Genomic DNA, 18,045 nt, shown 5'->3' on the forward strand with positions numbered 1-18,045 from the left:
CGTGGCCTTTAACACCAGCTGTTCACGGTGCTTTATCGGCTTTTCTGTGGGTTTGTTCACACTTCGTGTTGTCATGCCACAATCAGCCTCTATGTTCGGCCAGATTTTAAACAGACCAGAGAAGCACATGTCCGCAGATAATGCCCGCCTTGCGCCAGTCATCGCATCTGAGATCAATGCCCGACCCGATCAGGTCAAGGCTGCCATACAGCTGCTCGATGAAGGCGCGACGGTTCCGTTCATCGCACGTTACCGTAAGGAAGTGACCGGTGGTCTGGATGACACCCAGCTTCGCACACTGGCCGAGCGATTGTCTTACCTGCGTGAGCTGAATGCGCGTCGTGCCTCGATCGTCGATTCCATCACCGGTCAGGGAAAAATGACCGACGATTTGATGGTCAAGATCGTATCGGCAGTCACCAAGGCCGAACTGGAAGACCTTTACCTGCCTTACAAACCAAAGCGCCGTACCCGTGCGGAAATAGCCCGCGAGCGCGGCCTTGGACCGCTGGCAGAAGCGATATGGGACAATCGCAGTGCCGACCCTGCCAAGCTGGCTGAGACTTATGTTCAGGGTGAAGTGGCCGATGTAAAGGCTGCCCTTGAAGGTGCGCGTGATATTGTAGCCGAAACCATGACCGAAAATGCCGAACTGCTGGGCCGCCTGCGTGACCACATGCGTCACAACGCAACGTTCCGTGCCAAGGTTGTCGAAGGCAAGGAAGCAGCGGGCGAAAAGTTCTCTGACTATTTCGCCCATTCCGAACGCTGGGCCACAGTTCCGGGTCACCGTGCACTAGCCATGCTGCGCGGCTGGAACGAAGAAATTCTGACACTGACAATCGACGTTGATGCAGAAGATCCATCGCCGGTCAAACCGTGCCAGAGAACCATTGCCAGTGCATTTGATATTCGCTCCGGCGGAGCGGGCGATGCATGGCTGATGGAGGTTGCTGGCTGGACATGGCGCGTCAAGCTGTCCATGTCACTATCGCTGGACCTGATGCGCGAAATCCGCGAACGGGCGGAAGAAGAAGCGATCCACGTGTTCGCCCGAAACCTGAAAGACCTTTTGTTGGCGGCACCCGCCGGTTCGCGCGCCACCATGGGTCTCGATCCGGGCATCCGTACCGGCGTCAAGGTGGCGATTGTCGATGGTACCGGCAAACTGCTCGATACTTCGACAGTTTACCCGTTCCCGCCCAGAAACGACATTCGTGGTACGCAGGCCGAACTGGCAAGCCTTATTCGCAAACACGGCGTTGAACTGATTGCGATTGGCAATGGTACCGGCAGCCGCGAAACCGAAAAACTGGTGGCTGACATGCTGACCCAGCTGACCGGCCCGAAGCCCACCAAGGTTATCGTGTCGGAAGCTGGCGCTTCCGTCTATTCGGCCTCTGAGCGTGCCGCTGCCGAATTCCCCAATCTCGATGTTTCAATCCGTGGCGCGGTGTCCATCGCACGCCGCTTGCAGGATCCGTTGGCCGAACTCGTCAAGATCGAACCGAAATCAATTGGCGTTGGCCAGTATCAGCACGATGTTGATCAGGGCAAGCTGTCGCGTTCGCTGGACGCCGTCGTGGAAGATGCCGTGAACGCGGTTGGTGTTGATCTCAACACCGCCTCGGCCCCACTTCTGGCGCGCGTTTCCGGTCTCGGCGCATCGATTGCTGATGCCATCGTGCTGCACCGTGACCAGACCGGTCCATTTGCCAGCCGCAAGGACCTGCTGAAAGTGCCGCGCCTTGGCCAGCGCACCTTTGAGCAGTGCGCAGGCTTCCTGCGTATTCCAAACGGCAAGGAGCCGCTGGATGCATCCTCGGTGCATCCGGAAGCCTATGGCGTTGCCAAGAAGATTGTTGCCGCTTGCGGCCGTGATTTGCGCACTCTTATGGGCGACAGTGCCACCCTGAAATCGCTTGATCCAAAAAAGTTCATTGATGAGCAATTTGGCCTTCCGACGGTCAAGGACATCATTGCGGAACTTGAAAAGCCCGGTCGCGACCCGCGCCCAAGTTTCAAGACAGCAACCTTTGCAGAGGGCGTCGATGAAATCACCGACCTTAAGCCCGGCATGTTGCTGGAAGGCACGGTTACCAACGTAGCGGCCTTCGGCGCCTTCGTGGATATCGGTGTGCATCAGGACGGTCTTGTTCACGTGTCGCAACTCGCAGACCGTTTCATCAAGGATCCGCATGAAGTCGTCAAAGCCGGCGACGTGGTAAAGGTAAAGGTGGTTGAGGTTGACGTTAAGCGCAAGCGCATCGGCCTGACCATGCGCAAGGATGGTGGCGAAGCGGCACCTCAGTCGATGCGGGAAAAGGGCAATGCCAGCGCCATGAAGCACGCCAGCGCCAAACCGCAGGGTCGTGGCAACGATGCGGGCCAATCCGGTGGTGCTTTGGCCGCCGCACTGGCAGAAGCGATGAAACGCCGCTAACCTTATCTGCGATAAACTGAAGAACAAACAACGCCGCCCCGTGTGACTTACAGGGCGGCGTTTCGCGTCTGAAATGCATCAATATTTTTGAAAACTGCCTGTCTTGAAACTTTGGCCGAAAGGAATACGGTTACAAAACTTGATAAGTGAGACTTAGCTTATTCGGGAGGTGAAATGGCCTCGTCTCTGCATGCATTGCTTGAGAAAATAGTCAAAACCGGCGACCTCGTCGTTACCGGTCCAAATGGACTTCACATTTACGGCGACGGTACGGGAAAACGGGTCGCGATCAGCTTTACCGATGATGAAGCGTCAGACGAGATTGCCAGAGACCCGACATTGAAACTCGCCGAAATCTACATGGAACGCCGCATGAATGTCGACGAAGGCGACATTTATGATTTTCTGGCTTTGATCAAGGCGAATACACTGAGCGAGGCCCTGACCTTCGGCATGATTTGGCGCGGTTTCGCGCGCGTTATCGCCTCGCGCATAAAGATGCACCTGCCAGTCAATCACAACAAAAGCAACGTTTCACACCACTATGATTTGAGCGCCAAGCTGTTCGATCTGTTTCTGGATGAGGACTGGCAATATTCCTGCGCTTATTTCAATCCGCCCGGAATAACGCTGGATGAGGCGCAGGCTGCCAAAAAACGACATATTGCCGCAAAACTGTTGCTGGCCGAGGAGCAGAGCGTCCTGGAAATCGGCTCCGGTTGGGGCGGCATGGCGATGTATCTGAGCGAAAGTTCCGGTGTTGATGTAACTGGCATCACCTTAAGCGAAGAACAGCTAAGGGTATCGCGGGGTCGTGCGTCAAAACGCAACCTGTCGGAGAAGGTGCGGTTTGAACTGCAGGACTATAAATATCTGCCGTCCAAAAAATACGACCGTATCGTGTCGGTTGGCATGTTCGAACATGTTGGGCCAACTCATTACCGGGAGTATTTCAACAAGGCGGCAGAAGTGCTGGATGACTACGGCGTTATGGTGCTGCATTCCATCGGTCAACCCTATCCGGCGCTGGCCACCAACCCGTTCATCGAGAAGTATATTTTCCCCGGCGGTTATATTCCGTCACTGGCGGAAGTGTTGCCTGCGGTGGAAAAAGCCGGCTTGTTGGTGCGGGATATCGAAATACTGCCGATGCATTATGCCCATACGCTGAGACACTGGCGGCAACGTTTCGTCGCTCGAAAGGATGACGCGGTCGCCCTTTACGACGAGCGCTTTTTCCGCATGTGGGAGTTTTATCTGGCCGGCTCAGAAATGGCCTTCACTCACGAGAATTTTCATATCTTCCAGCTGCAACTGGCAAAACGCGGTGATGTTGTTCCCGACAACCGCAATTACATTCAGTTGGCAGAACAGCGGCTGGCAGAGTTTGAAAAGACCCGCCTGCCGATGGAGAAGGTCGAGTTCTGACACACAATCTCGGATAGGATTTGACACGCCGGCAGCTACCCTGCGTAGTTAACAGATTGGCAAGGGAATATGCTTAATTTGAAATGAGAGTATCTGTTTCTCCTTTCTGTTTTGCGTATCCGGAGTTCATACATGTCCATTTCAAAGCTGGCTTTTTCCGCCTGCCTTATTCCCCTTTGTCTTGCGGGCACTGCACAGGCCGAAAGCTGGTTCTCCGGTGACTGGTATCTGAAAGTTGGTGCGGTCGGTTTTTCCGCGCCGAAGTATCAGGGCGACAACAAGAATGAGTTTGGCGCTGCGCCAATCATTTCGCTGGGCAAAGTTGGCCCGTCCGCAAAGTTTTCGTCGCGTAATGACAGTGCGTCGTTTGGTCTTCTCGATCAGGGAACGTTCCGCGCCGGTGTTGCTGCAAAGCTGATCATGCCACGTGATGAGGGTGATTCTTCTGACCTTCGTGGCATGCAGAAAATCAAGCTCGGCGGTGAACTCGGTGGCTTTGCTGAAGTCTACCCAACAGACTGGGTGCGTGTTCGCGGTGAAGTGCGCCAGGGCATACGCAGCCATAGCGGTGTCGTTGCCGATCTGTCAGCGGACATTTTCACCGACATCACCCCCGGTCTGCAGATCTCGGCCGGTCCACGCGCGACATGGGTCAGCAACAAATATAACGACAAATATTACGGTGTAAGTTCTGCGGCTGCCGCGTCCGGTGGTCCGTCGGCCTATAATCCCGATGGCGGTCTGCATTCTGCCGGTGTTGGTGCCGCCATCACCTGGAAGGCAACCGACAATATCGAGCTGACATCCTTTGCCGAATACAAGCGCCTGATGGGCGACGCTGGCAAAAGCACGCTGGTCAGTGAACGTGGTTCGAAGAACCAGTTTGTTGTTGGTATAGGCGCCAGCTACAAATTCGGGTTCAGCGTTCCTTAATCATCCTTGCTTTGCAAAAAGCGCGGGTTTAGAGCCTTTCCATGTCTCATGGTAGCAGGAAAGGCTTGGAAACCCCGGTATGGTTCACAATAGCGATATGACCGGCCGCGTTTCAGACGCGCCATCCGACAACTGGGTTTACCGACTGCTGCCACGGTGGGTCTGGCCCTATGCGCAGCTTGCTCGTTGGGACCGCCCGATTGGCTGGCAGCTTCTGATGTGGCCGTGTTTCTGGTCAGCCGCCCTGGCGGCAAATGTCGCCATGGACGCCGGAACATTTTCATGGGGCCTGCTGGCCTTCCATCTTGTGCTGTTTTTTATCGGTTCGGTCGCCATGCGTGGTGCAGGCTGCACCTATAATGATCTGGTCGATCACCAGATCGACATGGCCGTTGCCCGTACACGATCCCGCCCATTGCCATCAGGGCGGGTTACACGCAAACAGGCGAAGATTTTTATTGTGCTGCAATCGCTGGCCGGTCTCGTGGTGCTGTTGCAGTTTAATACCTTCTCTTGGGCGCTTGGCATTTTTTCGCTGATCTTTGTCGTCATCTATCCCTTTGCCAAAAGATTTACCGACTGGCCGCAGTTCTTCCTCGGTCTGGCCTTCTGCTGGGGTGCGCTGATGGGGTGGTCGGGACAGTTCGGCACTCTTGCACCGGCAGCATTCCTGCTTTACGGAGCGTCAATTGCCTGGACGATTGGCTATGATACGATCTACGCCCATCAGGACAAGGAAGACGACGAATTGGTCGGCGTACGTTCAACCGCTCGCCTGTTTGGCGACAACACACGTACGTGGCTTATTGGCCTTTACGGTTTGGCGCTTGTGCTGATGGTGATGTCTTTTGCATCTGCCGGCGTTGGCTTGCTGGCCTACGCAGGTGTTGCCGCTGCGGCAGGCATGTTCATTCGCCAGATCCTCGTGCTGGATATCAATGATGGCGACCAGTGCCTTGCACTGTTCAAGTCCAATACGCGGGTCGGCGCGCTGGTGTTTGCCGGTCTGTTATTACCGCTTACCGTCAATCTTCTTCAATAAAGAAAACCCGGCAGGAATGAATTCCGTGTCGGGTTCTTTTTGATCTGGAGATCACGTTTAAAGTCAGTTGCGTGCGATAATTTCTTTGCCTTCGATCTTCATCGCAACGCCAAGCTTGCCGGTGGATCGGCGAACCAGGAAACGTGGACGACGATTTGCGAAGTAGGAATGGCGACGGCGCGGACGAAGGTCCTGCGGGCGTGGGCCGCCAATATGGTCTTCCAACGGACGGGCAACGCCATCTGCTTCAACCATCAGCATCGGAATGCGATAGGTTTCAGACCAGTTGCGCCAGTCGGCAGCAATATCACAGAGATCATGGGCTACCAGCAGCGGAATGCACAGGGCAGGGTCCTCGTGGTGCAGTTCCAGTGTTACGGTAACCTGACCATCACCATGGTCGATGGCGCGGGCGGCAACACCCTTGAAAGCGCGTGCTGGCAGGGCAAAGGAAAGCGGCAGGCCGCTTGAATTGAGTGTTTTCTTGAGTACGGCACCGCGTTCATCAAGTGTAATGACAACGTCGGAACATCCGTCGCGGACTCCATAAGTGACCTGTTGCGGAAACCGCGCTGGATCGAGTCTGAGTGTCGCTGCGGCCCATTCGGGCTTCAAAACCGTATTTGTCATATTCATGCAACCCTTGTTTTACCTGAGAGCCTTTTGGGCATCTCCCGGGACTTTTCGTCCTCTGATGATGTGAACATAGCGCCTGCTCATTCTGGACCGCTTAAAAAACGAGGTTAAAAAACTTTGCATTCCCAGATGGTTAGCAAAGTGCCCAATGATCAGGGTTGCGGAAGTGTGAACGGAGACAGTGCAATTTTCTCCAATTGGCCACGGCAGAGGTCCCATGGTTCAAGCTCCGGGCAAGGCTACACGGGCATTTTGCCAATCTCGGAGTTCTGTGCGATTTTATCGGACGGAATTGCTTGGTTTTGTTTTGCGGTGGAATTTACGCGAAGGAATACGCGCAATGGTGTCGACTTATCTCAGCTACGATTTGATAAACCGGGACATGAAAACCAGTTTGTCACGCGTTGCCCAGCAAAACATGACCGCCCGGCAAACCGAGTATTACAAGGAGAACATCGGCAAGGTGAAAACCGTCGATGAGTTTCTGGATAATTACCAGCTCTATACGTATGCCATGGAAGCCTTCGGTCTGTCCGACATGAGCTATGCCAAGGCGTTTATGAAGAAAGTGCTTGAGAGCGACCTGAATGATTCAAACAGCTTTGCCAACAAGCTCACCGACACTCGTTACCGCCAGTTTGCTGAGGCGTTCAATTTCAGCACACCCACCAGCACGTTGCAGTCGGATTCGCAGCTGGAAGCGATGATCGGCCTCTACAACACCAATGTTGCGGATGCGGACTCGGCGATTACCGAAGAAAATCGCTATTACAATGTGATGATCAAGACGATTGATAACGTCGACAAGCTTATGCAGAACGAGCGCCTTCGCTCCTATACGCTCAGTGTCTTCGGGATTGATCAGCAGTATTTCTCCTATGCCAACATCAGGGGATTGCTGACCAGCGATACAGATGATCCCAACAGCTATTTCAACATTACCTACGGCGCTAAATACGGCGCCAATGCCACACGTCTGGCCGAGATTAACACCACGCTGACCGAAATCACCGGGCGTGCCACAGCCATCACCAAGGTCAGTGACCTCAATAGCGCGATTACCAAGGGTGATGCCCTTCAGGTGCAGATTGATGCGGCACAGGAGGAACTGGACAATGGCGGTGACGAGGAAACACTAACTGCCAAGATCGAAGATCTAAAAACTCAGCTCGCCAGCGTGTGGAGCAAGGTCAGCGTTACCGACCGTGATGCAGCGCAAGCTGCAATCACCACCAATCAGGCGCTGATTGACGATTATAACACCCGTCTTCCAGCCGTTGGCACTGAGACAACGGCCCTGACCACGAAGTTGAATGCCGAAAAGACCACGCTGACGAAGACCAATTCTGATCTGGATGTCTTCCGTGCCCTTGCCGATGCGTTTGATTTCAACGCCGATGGCACCGTAGCCCCAGGCAGTGCCCAGACGGAAGAAAACCGTCTGGTGATGAACAACGCCTATATCCTGACCAACCCTCGTTCAACTATCGCCAAGGCCGAACTGGAGCGAGATTACTTTCTGAGCAAGATCAACACGATCACCTCGGTCGAACAGATTGCTGGCGGTGGTGGTGTGACCGGTGACGCACGCCTTCTGGCCTATATCCAGACTGCGTTTAACCTGACTGATGCGACGATCATGCCGGCAACGATCAAGAACATTCTGACGGCCGACCTGAGCGACCCGACCAATTATATCGCAACAGTCGGCAAAAATGACGAGCGGTATATTGCGTTGAGAAACGCATTCAATTTCCAGTCGGATGGTACGCTTGCCGACGGCACTCTGCCACAGACGTCTGAACAGAGCCGTATTACCAATATGGGCTATATGAGCTACCATAATGACAAGGATGAAGCTGCCGACGAAAAGGCCCTTGCTTCGTTCAAGACCCAGATTGCCACGGTCACGTCGCTGTCGACCTTTATGACCAACACCAGCGTTTATAGCTATGCACTTAAGGCTGTTGGTCTCGATCCGAACACGGAAAGCGAACGCACCATTAAAGAAGTACTGAAAAGCGACCTTCAGGACCCGAAGAGCTTTGTCTACACCCTGAAGGACGAACGCTACGTCAAGCTGGCGGAGCTTTTCAACTTCAAGTCGGATGGCACAATAGGCGCGCCGGTTCTCGCCCAGTCGGAGCTTGACGTACAGACCGTGGCGGCCGCCTATATCAACGGTCGTTCGGCATTCGGCACCGAAGACGAAAAGACCCTCGCGAAAAAAGAGTCCGAATATTACACGGAAGAAATTCAGAAGATCAAATCCCTCAAGGACTTGCTGGGCAATGCCAGACTGCTGGCCTTTGCGATGGAAGCTTTCGACATTGATCCGGCCAGCGTCACGACCGAACAACTCTACAAGATTTTCACGTCCGATCTGGACGATCCGAAAAGCTACATCAATACGGAAGCCGACACCTCTTTCCGCAGGCTGGTAACCTCCTTCAATTTTGACACAGAAGGTAACCTGATGCGCGAGGACCGCGCCTCCATTCAAAACCGTAGCGGTCTTTATGAGACGCTCGACAACTATCTGCAGCAGACCTTGGAAACCCAAGCGGGTGAAGACAATGCCGGTGTTCGTCTTGCGCTGTATTTCCAGCGTATGGCCAAGGATACGACGTCCTATTACACCATTCTTGGCGATACAGCGCTTCAGAAGTTCATTACGACGACCTTCGAAATTCCTGATGAAATGGCCAATGCGGAAGTCGATACGCAGGTGACGATGATGAAGAAATACTTCGACATCGAGGACTTTCAGGACGAAGAAAAGGTCAAGAAGCTGATCTCACGCTTCACCGTCATGTATGACATGGTCAATGGAAGCTACAATCCGACACTGGCCATGTTCAGCGGGTCGACAACTATCAGCGTCGACACGTTGATGGCGGTAGCAACGCTCGGTTCGTCGCGGTAATCGCAACAGGCGGTGCCTGTTATGGCGTCGCTATGACCTTGCCGGGGTTCATGATGCCGGCAGGGTCAAAAGCGGACTTGATGCGCCGCATGAGATCGATCTCGATACCATCCCTGATATGGGCAAGTTCGTCGCGCTTCAGCTGACCAATGCCGTGTTCAGCCGAGATTGACCCGCCACAAGACAGTACCAGCTGATGCACGACGGCATTGACCTCGCGCCAGCGACCAATGAATTCTGCCTTGTCTGCTCCAATTGGCTGGGAAATATTATAATGGATGTTGCCATCACCCATATGGCCGAAGGCGCAGATACGGGCATCAGGAATAACCTGCAAAACAGCCGTCTCTGCCGCTGCCATAAATTCCGGGATGCTGGAAACCGGCACTGACACGTCGTGTTTGATCGAACCGCCTTCTGGGCGCTGCGCTTCCGACATGCTTTCACGCATATGCCAGATTGCCTGACGTTGTGCGTCTGATGTCGCAATGACGGCATCCTCAACGATACCGTTTTCCAGGCCATGCTCCAGCAGGACCTGCATCATCGCATCGGCTGCATCGCTGGAGTCGGATGTCGAGATATCGATCAGCACATACCAGGCATGTGGCCGTGCCAGCGGATCCCTGACACCGGGAATGTGTTTGGTCGTGAACTCAACACCGAGGCGCGGCATCAATTCAAAGCCGGTAAGGGCAGACCCGCACAGGCTGGTTGCTTTTTCAAACAGCGTCAAGGCAGCATCAGGGCTCGCCAAGCCGACAAAAGCAACCTGATGGCCGAGCGGTTTGGGAAACAGTTTCAAAACGGCGGCGGTAATGACCCCAAGCGTACCTTCCGAGCCGATGAACAGATCCCGCAGATCATAACCCGTATTGTCTTTTTTCAGCTTGCGAAGACCGTTCCAGATTTCACCTGTCGGTAAAACCACCTCGAGGCCAAGGCAAAGCTGGCGCGTATTGCCATACGCCAGAACGGCAGTGCCACCGGCATTGGTGGCGAGGTTGCCGCCGATGCGGCAGGACCCCTGTGATGCCAGCGTCAACGGAAACATGCGGTTTACACCGTCGGCTGCCGTATGAATGTCTTCAAGGATGCAGCCGGCGTCGGCAACAATGACATTGGCCACGGCATCGATTTCACGCACTTTGTTCATACGTTCCAGTGACAGAATGATATCGCAGGCTCCGGCCCGTGGAGTCTGACCGCCAACAAGGCCGGTATTGCCGGTTTGTGGAACGATGGCCGTGCCGGTTTTGCTCGCCAGCTTCATGATCTCGGCAACTTCTTCTGTCGAAGCAGGTTTCAGCAGCAAGGGCGATGTGCCCTGGTAAAGACCACGGTTTTCGACAAGGCGCGGCGCGAGTTCGGCCTGATCGCGAATGGCGTGGCTTGCACCGACAATGGCTGTGAACTGTGCAATGAGATCGTCTGAAAAAGCGGCAACAGTCATCTTTCACCTTTATCGTGGAGATTGCTGGATCTTATGAACGGGGTGCGGCGGCTCGTGCCAGTCGATCATTGATCGCTTCACCGAGGCCATGCCGCGGAATGGCGGTAACCGCGATGCTGGCTGCCCCGCTGGCATCCGCCAGTTTGAGATATCCGAAAAGATTTGTAGCGGCCTCGGCCAGATCACCAGACGGGCTAAGGTTGAGAACGACCTGGGCTTTGTCCTGTCCCTGCAGCGGCGCGATTTCACCGAAGGCAATAAGGGCTTCGCCTGCGTCAACCGACGTGGCTTGCAGACGCACGGCCGCACCCGGCGCATAGTGGGAGGCCAGCATGCCCGGTGCTTCAATGGCTGGCGATGCCGTTTTGGACCGCAACAATTTTTTGCCCGCAACCCGTTCAATGTCCTGTGAGGCAAGACCGCCCGGCCGTAACAGTCGCAAACTGCCGTCGTCTTCAACTTTGATGATGGTGGATTCGACGCCAACTTCGGCGGAACCTGCGTCCAGCACCAGCTTGATTTTTTCGCCCAGATCATCTTCGACATGCGACGCACTTGTGGGGCTGATCTTTCCGGAGCTGTTGGCGCTTGGTGCAGCCAGCGGTCGATCAAATGTCTTGATAAGCTCACCGGCAAAACCCTGCGGCACACGAATACCGACCGTATCGAGACCGGCAGTGGCCAGTGGATGAATGCCGCTGTTGTCTTTTAACGGCAAAACGATGGTTAGCGGGCCTGGCCAGAAAGCCTTCGCCAGCGCAAGAGACAAGTCGTCGAACTTTGCGTAGCGCTGCGCCATCTCAAGATCAGACATATGGCAGATCAATGGATTGAAACGTGGGCGGCCCTTGGTCTCGTAAATGCGTGTAATCGCTGCGGGATTAGTCGCATCGGCAGCCAGGCCGTAAACGGTTTCCGTTGGAATTGCCACAGGGTAACCGTCGCCGAGAATTGCGGAGGCAACCTCAAGGGCTTCCTGGGGATGTATATGGATATTGATATGCCGAGCCATCTAAATGCACCGTTCCTGTGGTGTGGTGCATAGCGCATTTTAGGTCCGCCTGTGAAGCGCACATTATCATTGCGCCACGGGCGGTCTGTTTACATTGCCATGATGAGTTTGCGCATTTCTTCCGTACGCGCACCAAGCGTCAGTACGTTTTTCAACGCGACCTTGGGGTCATGCGTGCGAAACAGCAGACCGTCCTTGTGAACCGAACGATCGATCTCAACGCTGTGGCCGTTGACCGCATTCATCGCGATGGCAAAATACATGCGGGAATAGCGTGGATCGATCTCAACGAAGAAACCGTCCTTCTCACCACCGATTTCCGCGAAAAAATTCGCAAAATAGAACGACCAAAGGATCTGTCGGCGCATGTCGAAACTGGTTTTCGACGCAGTCACGTGGCAGTAGCCAAGATGTGGGCTGTCTTCGAGCGTCTTGTGAAAGATCATGCTCGGGAATTGGATCGACCGGTGGAAATTGTTGAGGTGGGAGTGCGTCTTGTATCCCGCCGTTTCGAGCTTACGGCCGGTTCGGTCCGCAACCTCGTCATGCGTCATGTAACGCTTTTCTTCGGGCAACCAGCGTTCTTCGTAACGCAGGATGCGCCCGGTCCGCAGGAATTCCGAATGCATATTGCGCGCACGGGCAGGGGCCTTCTTGCGCGCACTGGCGTCGTAATAACGGATACGTGTTCCCTGTTCCACGCGACAGGTTCTCCATGGTCACTGGGACATCAGTTTATATTTAAGGAGTTAATACACGGTTTCCGGCGATTTTCTTCACAGGTGGCATGTCTGGTTGCGACTTCGTGTGTCGGAAATCAAATTAAACTATTGATTATAAACAATGATGTAGATCACGGCATTGTTTGGCCATGTCGCAAATTGTCGCCAATGCGGAAAACCATGTCGCTGTTTGCGCACCTGCGCCCTTTCAGGCGTGATTAGATGTTCACATACCGTTGAAACAGCAGTTGGAGTGCCTCTTCGACATTCTGTTTTGCCAATGAGGAATGTGGCCATGGATTTGCGTGACACCGTTTTGCGCCAACTGAAGAACCGTCGGGAAGGCTTCAGTCTTGAGCAGCCATTTTACATCGACAAGGATTATTTCCAGCTTGATATGGAAACAATCTGGTACCGCGATTGGCTGTTTATCGGACATGATTGCGAAGCGCCGAAGGCTGGCAATTATTTCACCGTTCAAATCGGAAATTATGCCGTGGTCATCGTGCGCGGCAAAGATGGTGTCATACGCGCTTTCCATAACTCCTGTCGCCACCGCGGTTCTCGGGTCTGCACCAGCCATAAGGGGCAGTCGGCACGTCTCGTCTGCCCATATCACCAATGGACCTATGATCTGGATGGCAAACTGCTGTTTGCCCGCCATATGGGCGATGATTTCGACAAGAGCGAATTTGGCCTTAAGCCGGTCGCCTGCGAAAGTGTCGCCGGTTACATCTTCATCTGTCTTGCCGAAAACCCGCTTGATTTCTCGCTGGTGCGTGCGCAGGTCGAGGGCTACATCGCCCCGCATCGCATCGCCGATGCGAAGATCGCCCATGAAAGCACGATCATTGAGAAGGGCAATTGGAAGCTGGTGTGGGAAAACAACCGCGAATGTTACCACTGCGCGGCAAACCACCCGGAACTGTGCCGTACCTACCCGGAAAACCCGAGTGTAACAGGCACGGATGGCGGCGCTGATGATCCTGAAATTGGCGGACATTGGTCACGGTGCGAGGATGCAGGTCTTCCAAGCCGTTTCCAGATTGATCCGCGTGGACAGTTCCGTGTCGCTCGTATGCCGCTGATTGGCGATGCGGAAAGCTACACCATGTCTGGCAAGCGTGCGGTGCGACGCCAGCTCTCGGATGACGTCACGATCAGCCATATCGGCGCATTGCTGCTGTTCCACTATCCAACGACATGGAACCACTTCCTGGGCGATCACTCGATTTCCTTCCGCGTGTTACCCCTCGGGCCCGAGGAAACCATGGTCACTACCAAATGGCTGGTGCACAAGGATGCGGTTGAAGGGGTGGATTACAATATCGAGGAACTGACCCACGTCTGGAACGAGACCAATGATCAGGATCGCCAGATCGTGGAAGAAAATGCATTTGGTATTCGCTCACCTGCCTATGAGCCCGGACCCTACTCCATGGTTCATGAAGGCGGTGTCATGCAATTCGTCAACTGGTATGCGGATTTCATGATTGATCGCCTGCAGGGTGACAAGGCAAAACTCGCAGTGGTTGCCTGACGTGAACATGGTGCTCTCTTATAAACATCTCGACGAAATGAAGCCGTGGAGCGACAAGCTCCACCTTCTTGAATGCCTTTCCGTCACACCGGAAACTGCAGATGTGATGACGTTCCTGTTCCGCTCGGAAGAGCCGAACTGGTTTCGTTACATGCCGGGTCAATTTGTGACGCTGGAGCTTCCTGTCGGCAACGAGGTGCTGTTGCGCACCTACACACTGTCATCCAGCCCCTCGCGGCCCTTTGCATTGTCGGTGACGGTGAAGGCGCAGGCCAATAGTATCGGCACGCGCTGGATGTTTGATAACCTCAAACCGGGCATGAAGCTTCGGGCGCTGGGGCCATTTGGTGATTTTTCCTATGTGAAACACCCCGGCGACAAATATCTGTTCATCTCGGCGGGCTCCGGTATCACACCGATGATGTCGATGGTCCGCGACATGAGTGATCGCGCACCGCAAAGCGATATCGCCTTCCTAAACTGCTCTCGCTCGCCCTCCGATATCGTGTTCCGGCACGAGCTGGAATATCTGGCACGTTTTATGCCAAAACTGTCGCTCGGCTTCATCGTCGAAAATTGCGGGCGCACAGATCTCTGGTCTGGCCTTAAGGGCATGGTGGACAAAGCCAAGATTGCTCTTCTTGCACCTGATTTCATGGATCGCACAGTGTTTTGTTGCGGGCCGGAACCGTTCATGACAGCGGTACGCTCGTTGCTGGAAGCCTCCGGTTTCGACATGAGCCGGTACCATCAGGAAAGTTTTGCTCCGGCCGCGCCGCCGCCTCTGGCTGAAATTATCGCAGGTGCAGATGGTGAGGTGCTGGCCACAGTCACCTTCACGCTTGCCGGCAAAGAAGCCTTCTGCCAGCCGGGACAGACAATTCTGACCACCGCGCGTGCCGCTGGTGTTCGTATAGGGGCAGCGTGTGAATCCGGTATTTGCGGAACCTGCCGGGTGCTCAAACTTTCCGGTCAGGTCGATATGGCCCATAATGGAGGCATTCTCGATGAGGAGATCGAAGAAGGTTATATTCTTGCGTGCTGCTCACGACCGCTGGGTGATGTAAAAGTCGAGGTCTGAATACAATCACCTGAATTTTACTTTGAGCACCGCGGTCGTGCGGAACAAAGTCCTATCAAACTCGTTTCCTCTATAGTTGAATTTGAAGTTAGTGTACTCCCTGCGATCGTCGTCTGGTAAGTGCATGTCCTCAAAAAAACTTCGTTTCGTCATTGACGATTTACTATGGAGGAATACCCATGATGCGATTTCGTACGACAAGCGTTGCTACGGCAATCGTTATGTGCATGAGCAGCATTATTCCGGCTCAGGCATTCCAGATGCTACCGGTGCCGCACTCAGGCGCAAACCAGCCCCCGATAGTTCAGGTAAATGATAACTTTCAACGTCTCGGTCGTGATCGAAACGGCAACATTGTAGATGTTCCGAGATATTTGCCAAGGCACGGTCGAGATGTTTCCCCCCGTGACCGTTGGGATGGACCACGCGTAAGAGACCGTGATCGCTGGGATAGTCGGCCAAGCAGAGATCGTTATGGCTGGTACAATGGCCACCGCGGCTATTCTGATAGACGTCCAGGCTATCGCTATCACAATGGCTACTGGTTTCCTCTAGCCGCTTTTGCAGCGGGCGCCATTATCGGCGGTGCTGTACAGCAGGGCCAGCCATCTTATGGCAACAGCCACACAAGCTGGTGCGCCAACCGGTGGAGATCCTACCGCGCTTACGACAACACTTATCAGCCCTACAACGGCCCACGGGCTCAGTGTGTATCGCCTTACGGCCGATAAGAAACTCTTGTTAACCCGCGATTCAATCGCGGGTTAATTTTTGAAAAAAAGGGTTTTCCCGCAATTCCATTCGTTAATGCTGGGTTCATGCGAACTGAAATATGTTCGTACTATAAATTCCGGAATATACCTGCGTGGTGCAGATGTAGTTCGGTGGAACAAATAACGTTTATCGCTCTGCTGGTGCAGACTTGCCCAGAGTAGGGAGAAGTCAGATGAGTAACTACCTCAAGAAAATTGCCGGTGCCGGTTTTGCTGCACTTGTTGCACTAACAGCGATCGCACCGGCGCAAGCCATGCCGCTGCCGGTGGTTCCAAGCCAGCCCAGCGTTAACCCCGACGTGGTCAATGTCCAATACTACCGCGACTATGATCGCGGCCCTCGTCGTGGTTATTACAACGGTTATCGCGGTTATCGCGAGCCGCGTCAGGGCTATCGTCACCATGACGGTTACTGGTTCCCGCTTGCTGCATTTGCGGCGGGTGCGGTGATTGGCGGCGCTATGGCTGCTCCGACGTATAGACCGGCCCCGGTCTATCGTCCTGCGCCAGTCTATCGCCCGGAACCAGTTTATCGCCCGGTTCCTACGGGCAATATCAATCCGCGTCATTACGACTGGTGCTCGGCCCGTTACCGGTCTTATGATTCCTACAGCAATACGTTCCAGCCAAATTACGGCCTACGCCGTCAGTGCCTGTCGCCGTATTTCTGATCTGTATCCTAGAAATGTCTATCAAGCTCCGTCCGGTTTCAAACCGGGCGGAGTTTTGTTTTGTGCTTGATGCATTGGCTCGACAGCCATTGGTGCTCCATGGGAATTCAATCTCATCAGCAAATTGACGTTTACGTAAAAATAAATTATTTCTGAAAACCAAACGTGAAAACGTGGTCTGTAAGGTCGTGGGAGGAATGCCGTGCAGGATAACCATATCGTGGTGGAAAAGTCTGAAGACGGATCAGGCGTTCTCGTCATTCGATTTAACCGGCCTGAGAAAAAAAATGCGATAACGCAGGCAATGTATCGACGCATCGTGAAAACACTGAATTTCGCCAATGAAGACGAGGGCGTGCGGGTTGTTGTTTTTCTCGGCACGGAAGGCTGTTTCTCGGCCGGCAACGACATGGCCGACTTCTTGACCTATGGCATGGGGCAGGTAACGGAACCGCCTGCCGGTTTTGAGTTTATCAAAGCGCTGGCGGAAGCGAAAAAGCCCTTGGTGTCCGGTGTTGATGGTTTGGCGATTGGCATCGGCACGACGCTACATCTGCATTGCGATATGACGGTCGCATCGTCACGCAGCCTGTTCAAAACGCCTTTCGTCGATCTGGCGCTGGTGCCAGAAGCCGCGTCCAGTCTGCTTGCACCACGCGTTATGGGTCACCAACGTGCTTTTGCGTTGCTGGTGGCAGGGGAGGGATTTTCGGCAAAACAGGCCTTGGAAGCGGGGCTGATCTGGAAAGTCACTGAGCCGGAAAACGTGGAATCGGAAACGCTGGAAATTGCCCGCAAACTTGCTGCCAAGCCACCACAGGCTCTGCGTATCGCGCGCGACTTGTTGCGCGGCAGCGAACAGGAAAAACTCCAACGGATGGATGAGGAATTTGCTCATTTCAGTTCTCGCCTGAAAAGTGCAGAAGCGCGGGCTGCCTTTGAGGCTTTCATGCGCCGTTAATGCTGAAGGCTGTAAAAGAATGCCGCTGGCAACCAAACGCTTAAACGGCAGTTGAAGCCAGGATGATCGGTTATTCGGGAACCAATGTAATGCGTAATATTGCCCTTGCCTGCATGGCGCTGCTGATCACCACAGCCGCCGAAAGCCGTGAGATGCCAGCCATGTCTGCTGCGCCAAACAGTGATGTTTTGCTGGCGCAGTCTCAGAACATGGATTTTAACTCTTCACAGTCACGCCCAGACCGTCAAAAAAACAACCGCGCACGTTTTGCCTGCGTGATCACGCCGCCAGAAAGCGCACGACGCTCGCAACCCTACGTCTGCCGTGTCGAAACCGGCCGGGCAGGCGGGCGCTGCCGTTGCCCAGGTATTGTCGGGAGCGGCAACCTTCAGCCAGTCTGGTAAAAAGAGATCTTTGGGGGTGA

The 18,045-nt window shown here is 54.2% G+C and carries 15 protein-coding genes; 11 read left to right on the forward strand and 4 right to left on the reverse strand.

All coding sequences use genetic code 11. The annotated features are described in order from the left end of the window. The first annotated feature begins 127 nt into the window (after positions 1 to 127). From IB237_RS03165 to ubiA, 4 genes are all read left to right on the forward strand, one after another. Positions 128 to 2,443, forward strand: coding sequence for a Tex family protein (locus tag IB237_RS03165; RefSeq protein WP_192487140.1), 2,316 nt, complete (start codon positions 128 to 130; stop codon positions 2,441 to 2,443). Positions 2,444 to 2,617: 174 nt separating this feature from the next. Then, the gene (locus IB237_RS03170) at positions 2,618 to 3,871 is read left to right on the forward strand and encodes a cyclopropane-fatty-acyl-phospholipid synthase family protein (RefSeq protein ID WP_192487141.1); all 1,254 of its coding nucleotides are present in this window, start codon (positions 2,618 to 2,620) and stop codon (positions 3,869 to 3,871) included. Positions 3,872 to 4,003: 132 nt separating this feature from the next. Continuing rightward, a complete protein-coding gene (locus IB237_RS03175) occupies positions 4,004 to 4,804 on the forward strand; it encodes a MipA/OmpV family protein (RefSeq protein WP_192487142.1) in 801 nt (266 codons plus the stop codon). A 79-nt stretch (positions 4,805 to 4,883) separates the two neighbouring features. Next, positions 4,884 to 5,846 carry a 4-hydroxybenzoate octaprenyltransferase gene (ubiA, locus tag IB237_RS03180; RefSeq protein WP_192487143.1) on the forward strand — a complete coding sequence of 321 codons (963 nt, stop codon included), beginning with the start codon at positions 4,884 to 4,886 and terminating at the stop codon, positions 5,844 to 5,846. Between the two features lie 63 nt (positions 5,847 to 5,909). Here ubiA and IB237_RS03185 read toward each other — a convergent pair whose 3' ends face one another. Next, complete coding sequence (locus tag IB237_RS03185; RefSeq protein WP_192487849.1) at positions 5,910 to 6,476, reverse strand: DUF6101 family protein; 567 nt, start codon at positions 6,474 to 6,476, stop codon at positions 5,910 to 5,912. Positions 6,477 to 6,822: 346 nt separating this feature from the next. Here IB237_RS03185 and IB237_RS03190 point away from each other — a divergent pair, with 346 nt between their 5' ends. Next, complete coding sequence (locus IB237_RS03190; RefSeq protein ID WP_246787621.1) at positions 6,823 to 9,408, forward strand: DUF1217 domain-containing protein; 2,586 nt, start codon at positions 6,823 to 6,825, stop codon at positions 9,406 to 9,408. Positions 9,409 to 9,427: 19 nt separating this feature from the next. Here IB237_RS03190 and IB237_RS03195 read toward each other — a convergent pair whose 3' ends face one another. The 3 genes from IB237_RS03195 to IB237_RS03205 form a co-directional block, all read right to left on the reverse strand. Then, positions 9,428 to 10,861, reverse strand: coding sequence for an FAD-binding oxidoreductase (locus IB237_RS03195; protein ID WP_192487144.1), 1,434 nt, complete (start codon positions 10,859 to 10,861; stop codon positions 9,428 to 9,430). Between the two features lie 31 nt (positions 10,862 to 10,892). Beyond that, entirely contained in the window at positions 10,893 to 11,873 is a 981-nt protein-coding gene (locus IB237_RS03200; RefSeq protein ID WP_192487145.1) for an L-threonylcarbamoyladenylate synthase, read from the reverse strand. Between the two features lie 89 nt (positions 11,874 to 11,962). Beyond that, the gene (locus IB237_RS03205) at positions 11,963 to 12,574 is read right to left on the reverse strand and encodes a DUF6656 family protein (protein WP_192487146.1); all 612 of its coding nucleotides are present in this window, start codon (positions 12,572 to 12,574) and stop codon (positions 11,963 to 11,965) included. Positions 12,575 to 12,890: 316 nt separating this feature from the next. Between IB237_RS03205 and IB237_RS03210 the strand changes: the two genes are divergently transcribed. The 6 genes from IB237_RS03210 (at position 12,891) to IB237_RS03235 (ending at position 18,025) form a co-directional block, all read left to right on the forward strand. After that, positions 12,891 to 14,135 carry an SRPBCC family protein gene (locus IB237_RS03210; RefSeq protein WP_192487147.1) on the forward strand — a complete coding sequence of 415 codons (1,245 nt, stop codon included), beginning with the start codon at positions 12,891 to 12,893 and terminating at the stop codon, positions 14,133 to 14,135. Between the two features lie 7 nt (positions 14,136 to 14,142). Then, positions 14,143 to 15,216 (forward strand): hybrid-cluster NAD(P)-dependent oxidoreductase, encoded by a 1,074-nt coding sequence (locus IB237_RS03215; RefSeq protein WP_192487148.1) that lies wholly within the window; start codon positions 14,143 to 14,145, stop codon positions 15,214 to 15,216. A gap of 179 nt (positions 15,217 to 15,395) precedes the next feature. Continuing rightward, positions 15,396 to 15,947, forward strand: a complete 552-nt coding sequence (locus IB237_RS03220) for a BA14K family protein (protein ID WP_192487149.1) — start codon at positions 15,396 to 15,398, stop codon at positions 15,945 to 15,947. A 215-nt stretch (positions 15,948 to 16,162) separates the two neighbouring features. Then, positions 16,163 to 16,660 (forward strand): BA14K family protein, encoded by a 498-nt coding sequence (locus IB237_RS03225; RefSeq protein ID WP_192487150.1) that lies wholly within the window; start codon positions 16,163 to 16,165, stop codon positions 16,658 to 16,660. Positions 16,661 to 16,862: 202 nt separating this feature from the next. Then, on the forward strand, positions 16,863 to 17,621 hold the full coding sequence (locus IB237_RS03230; RefSeq protein ID WP_192487151.1) for a crotonase/enoyl-CoA hydratase family protein: 759 nt from the start codon (positions 16,863 to 16,865) through the stop codon (positions 17,619 to 17,621). Positions 17,622 to 17,710: 89 nt separating this feature from the next. After that, entirely contained in the window at positions 17,711 to 18,025 is a 315-nt protein-coding gene (locus IB237_RS03235) for a hypothetical protein (protein ID WP_192487152.1), read from the forward strand. Positions 18,026 to 18,045: the final 20 nt, after the last annotated feature.

Origin of the sequence: Agrobacterium sp. AGB01, from assembly GCF_014851585.1 — a bacterium.
Taxonomy (GTDB): Bacteria; Pseudomonadota; Alphaproteobacteria; order Rhizobiales; family Rhizobiaceae; genus Agrobacterium.

Bases quoted from the DNA above. Each gene is read 5' to 3' on its own strand.
- IB237_RS03200 (WP_192487145.1), bottom strand. From the start codon at position 11,873: ATGGCTCGGCATATCAATATCCATATACATCCCCAGGAAGCCCTTGAG.
- IB237_RS03175 (WP_192487142.1), top strand. From the start codon at position 4,004: ATGTCCATTTCAAAGCTGGCTTTTTCCGCCTGCCTTATTCCCCTTTGT.
- ubiA (WP_192487143.1), top strand. From the start codon at position 4,884: ATGGTTCACAATAGCGATATGACCGGCCGCGTTTCAGACGCGCCATCC.
- IB237_RS03235 (WP_192487152.1), top strand. From the start codon at position 17,711: ATGCGTAATATTGCCCTTGCCTGCATGGCGCTGCTGATCACCACAGCC.
- IB237_RS03185 (WP_192487849.1), bottom strand. From the start codon at position 6,476: ATGACAAATACGGTTTTGAAGCCCGAATGGGCCGCAGCGACACTCAGA.
- IB237_RS03190 (WP_246787621.1), top strand. From the start codon at position 6,823: ATGGTGTCGACTTATCTCAGCTACGATTTGATAAACCGGGACATGAAA.
- IB237_RS03170 (WP_192487141.1), top strand. From the start codon at position 2,618: ATGGCCTCGTCTCTGCATGCATTGCTTGAGAAAATAGTCAAAACCGGC.
- IB237_RS03195 (WP_192487144.1), bottom strand. From the start codon at position 10,861: ATGACTGTTGCCGCTTTTTCAGACGATCTCATTGCACAGTTCACAGCC.
- IB237_RS03165 (WP_192487140.1), top strand. From the start codon at position 128: ATGTCCGCAGATAATGCCCGCCTTGCGCCAGTCATCGCATCTGAGATC.
- IB237_RS03220 (WP_192487149.1), top strand. From the start codon at position 15,396: ATGATGCGATTTCGTACGACAAGCGTTGCTACGGCAATCGTTATGTGC.
- IB237_RS03210 (WP_192487147.1), top strand. From the start codon at position 12,891: ATGGATTTGCGTGACACCGTTTTGCGCCAACTGAAGAACCGTCGGGAA.
- IB237_RS03215 (WP_192487148.1), top strand. From the start codon at position 14,143: ATGGTGCTCTCTTATAAACATCTCGACGAAATGAAGCCGTGGAGCGAC.
- IB237_RS03225 (WP_192487150.1), top strand. From the start codon at position 16,163: ATGAGTAACTACCTCAAGAAAATTGCCGGTGCCGGTTTTGCTGCACTT.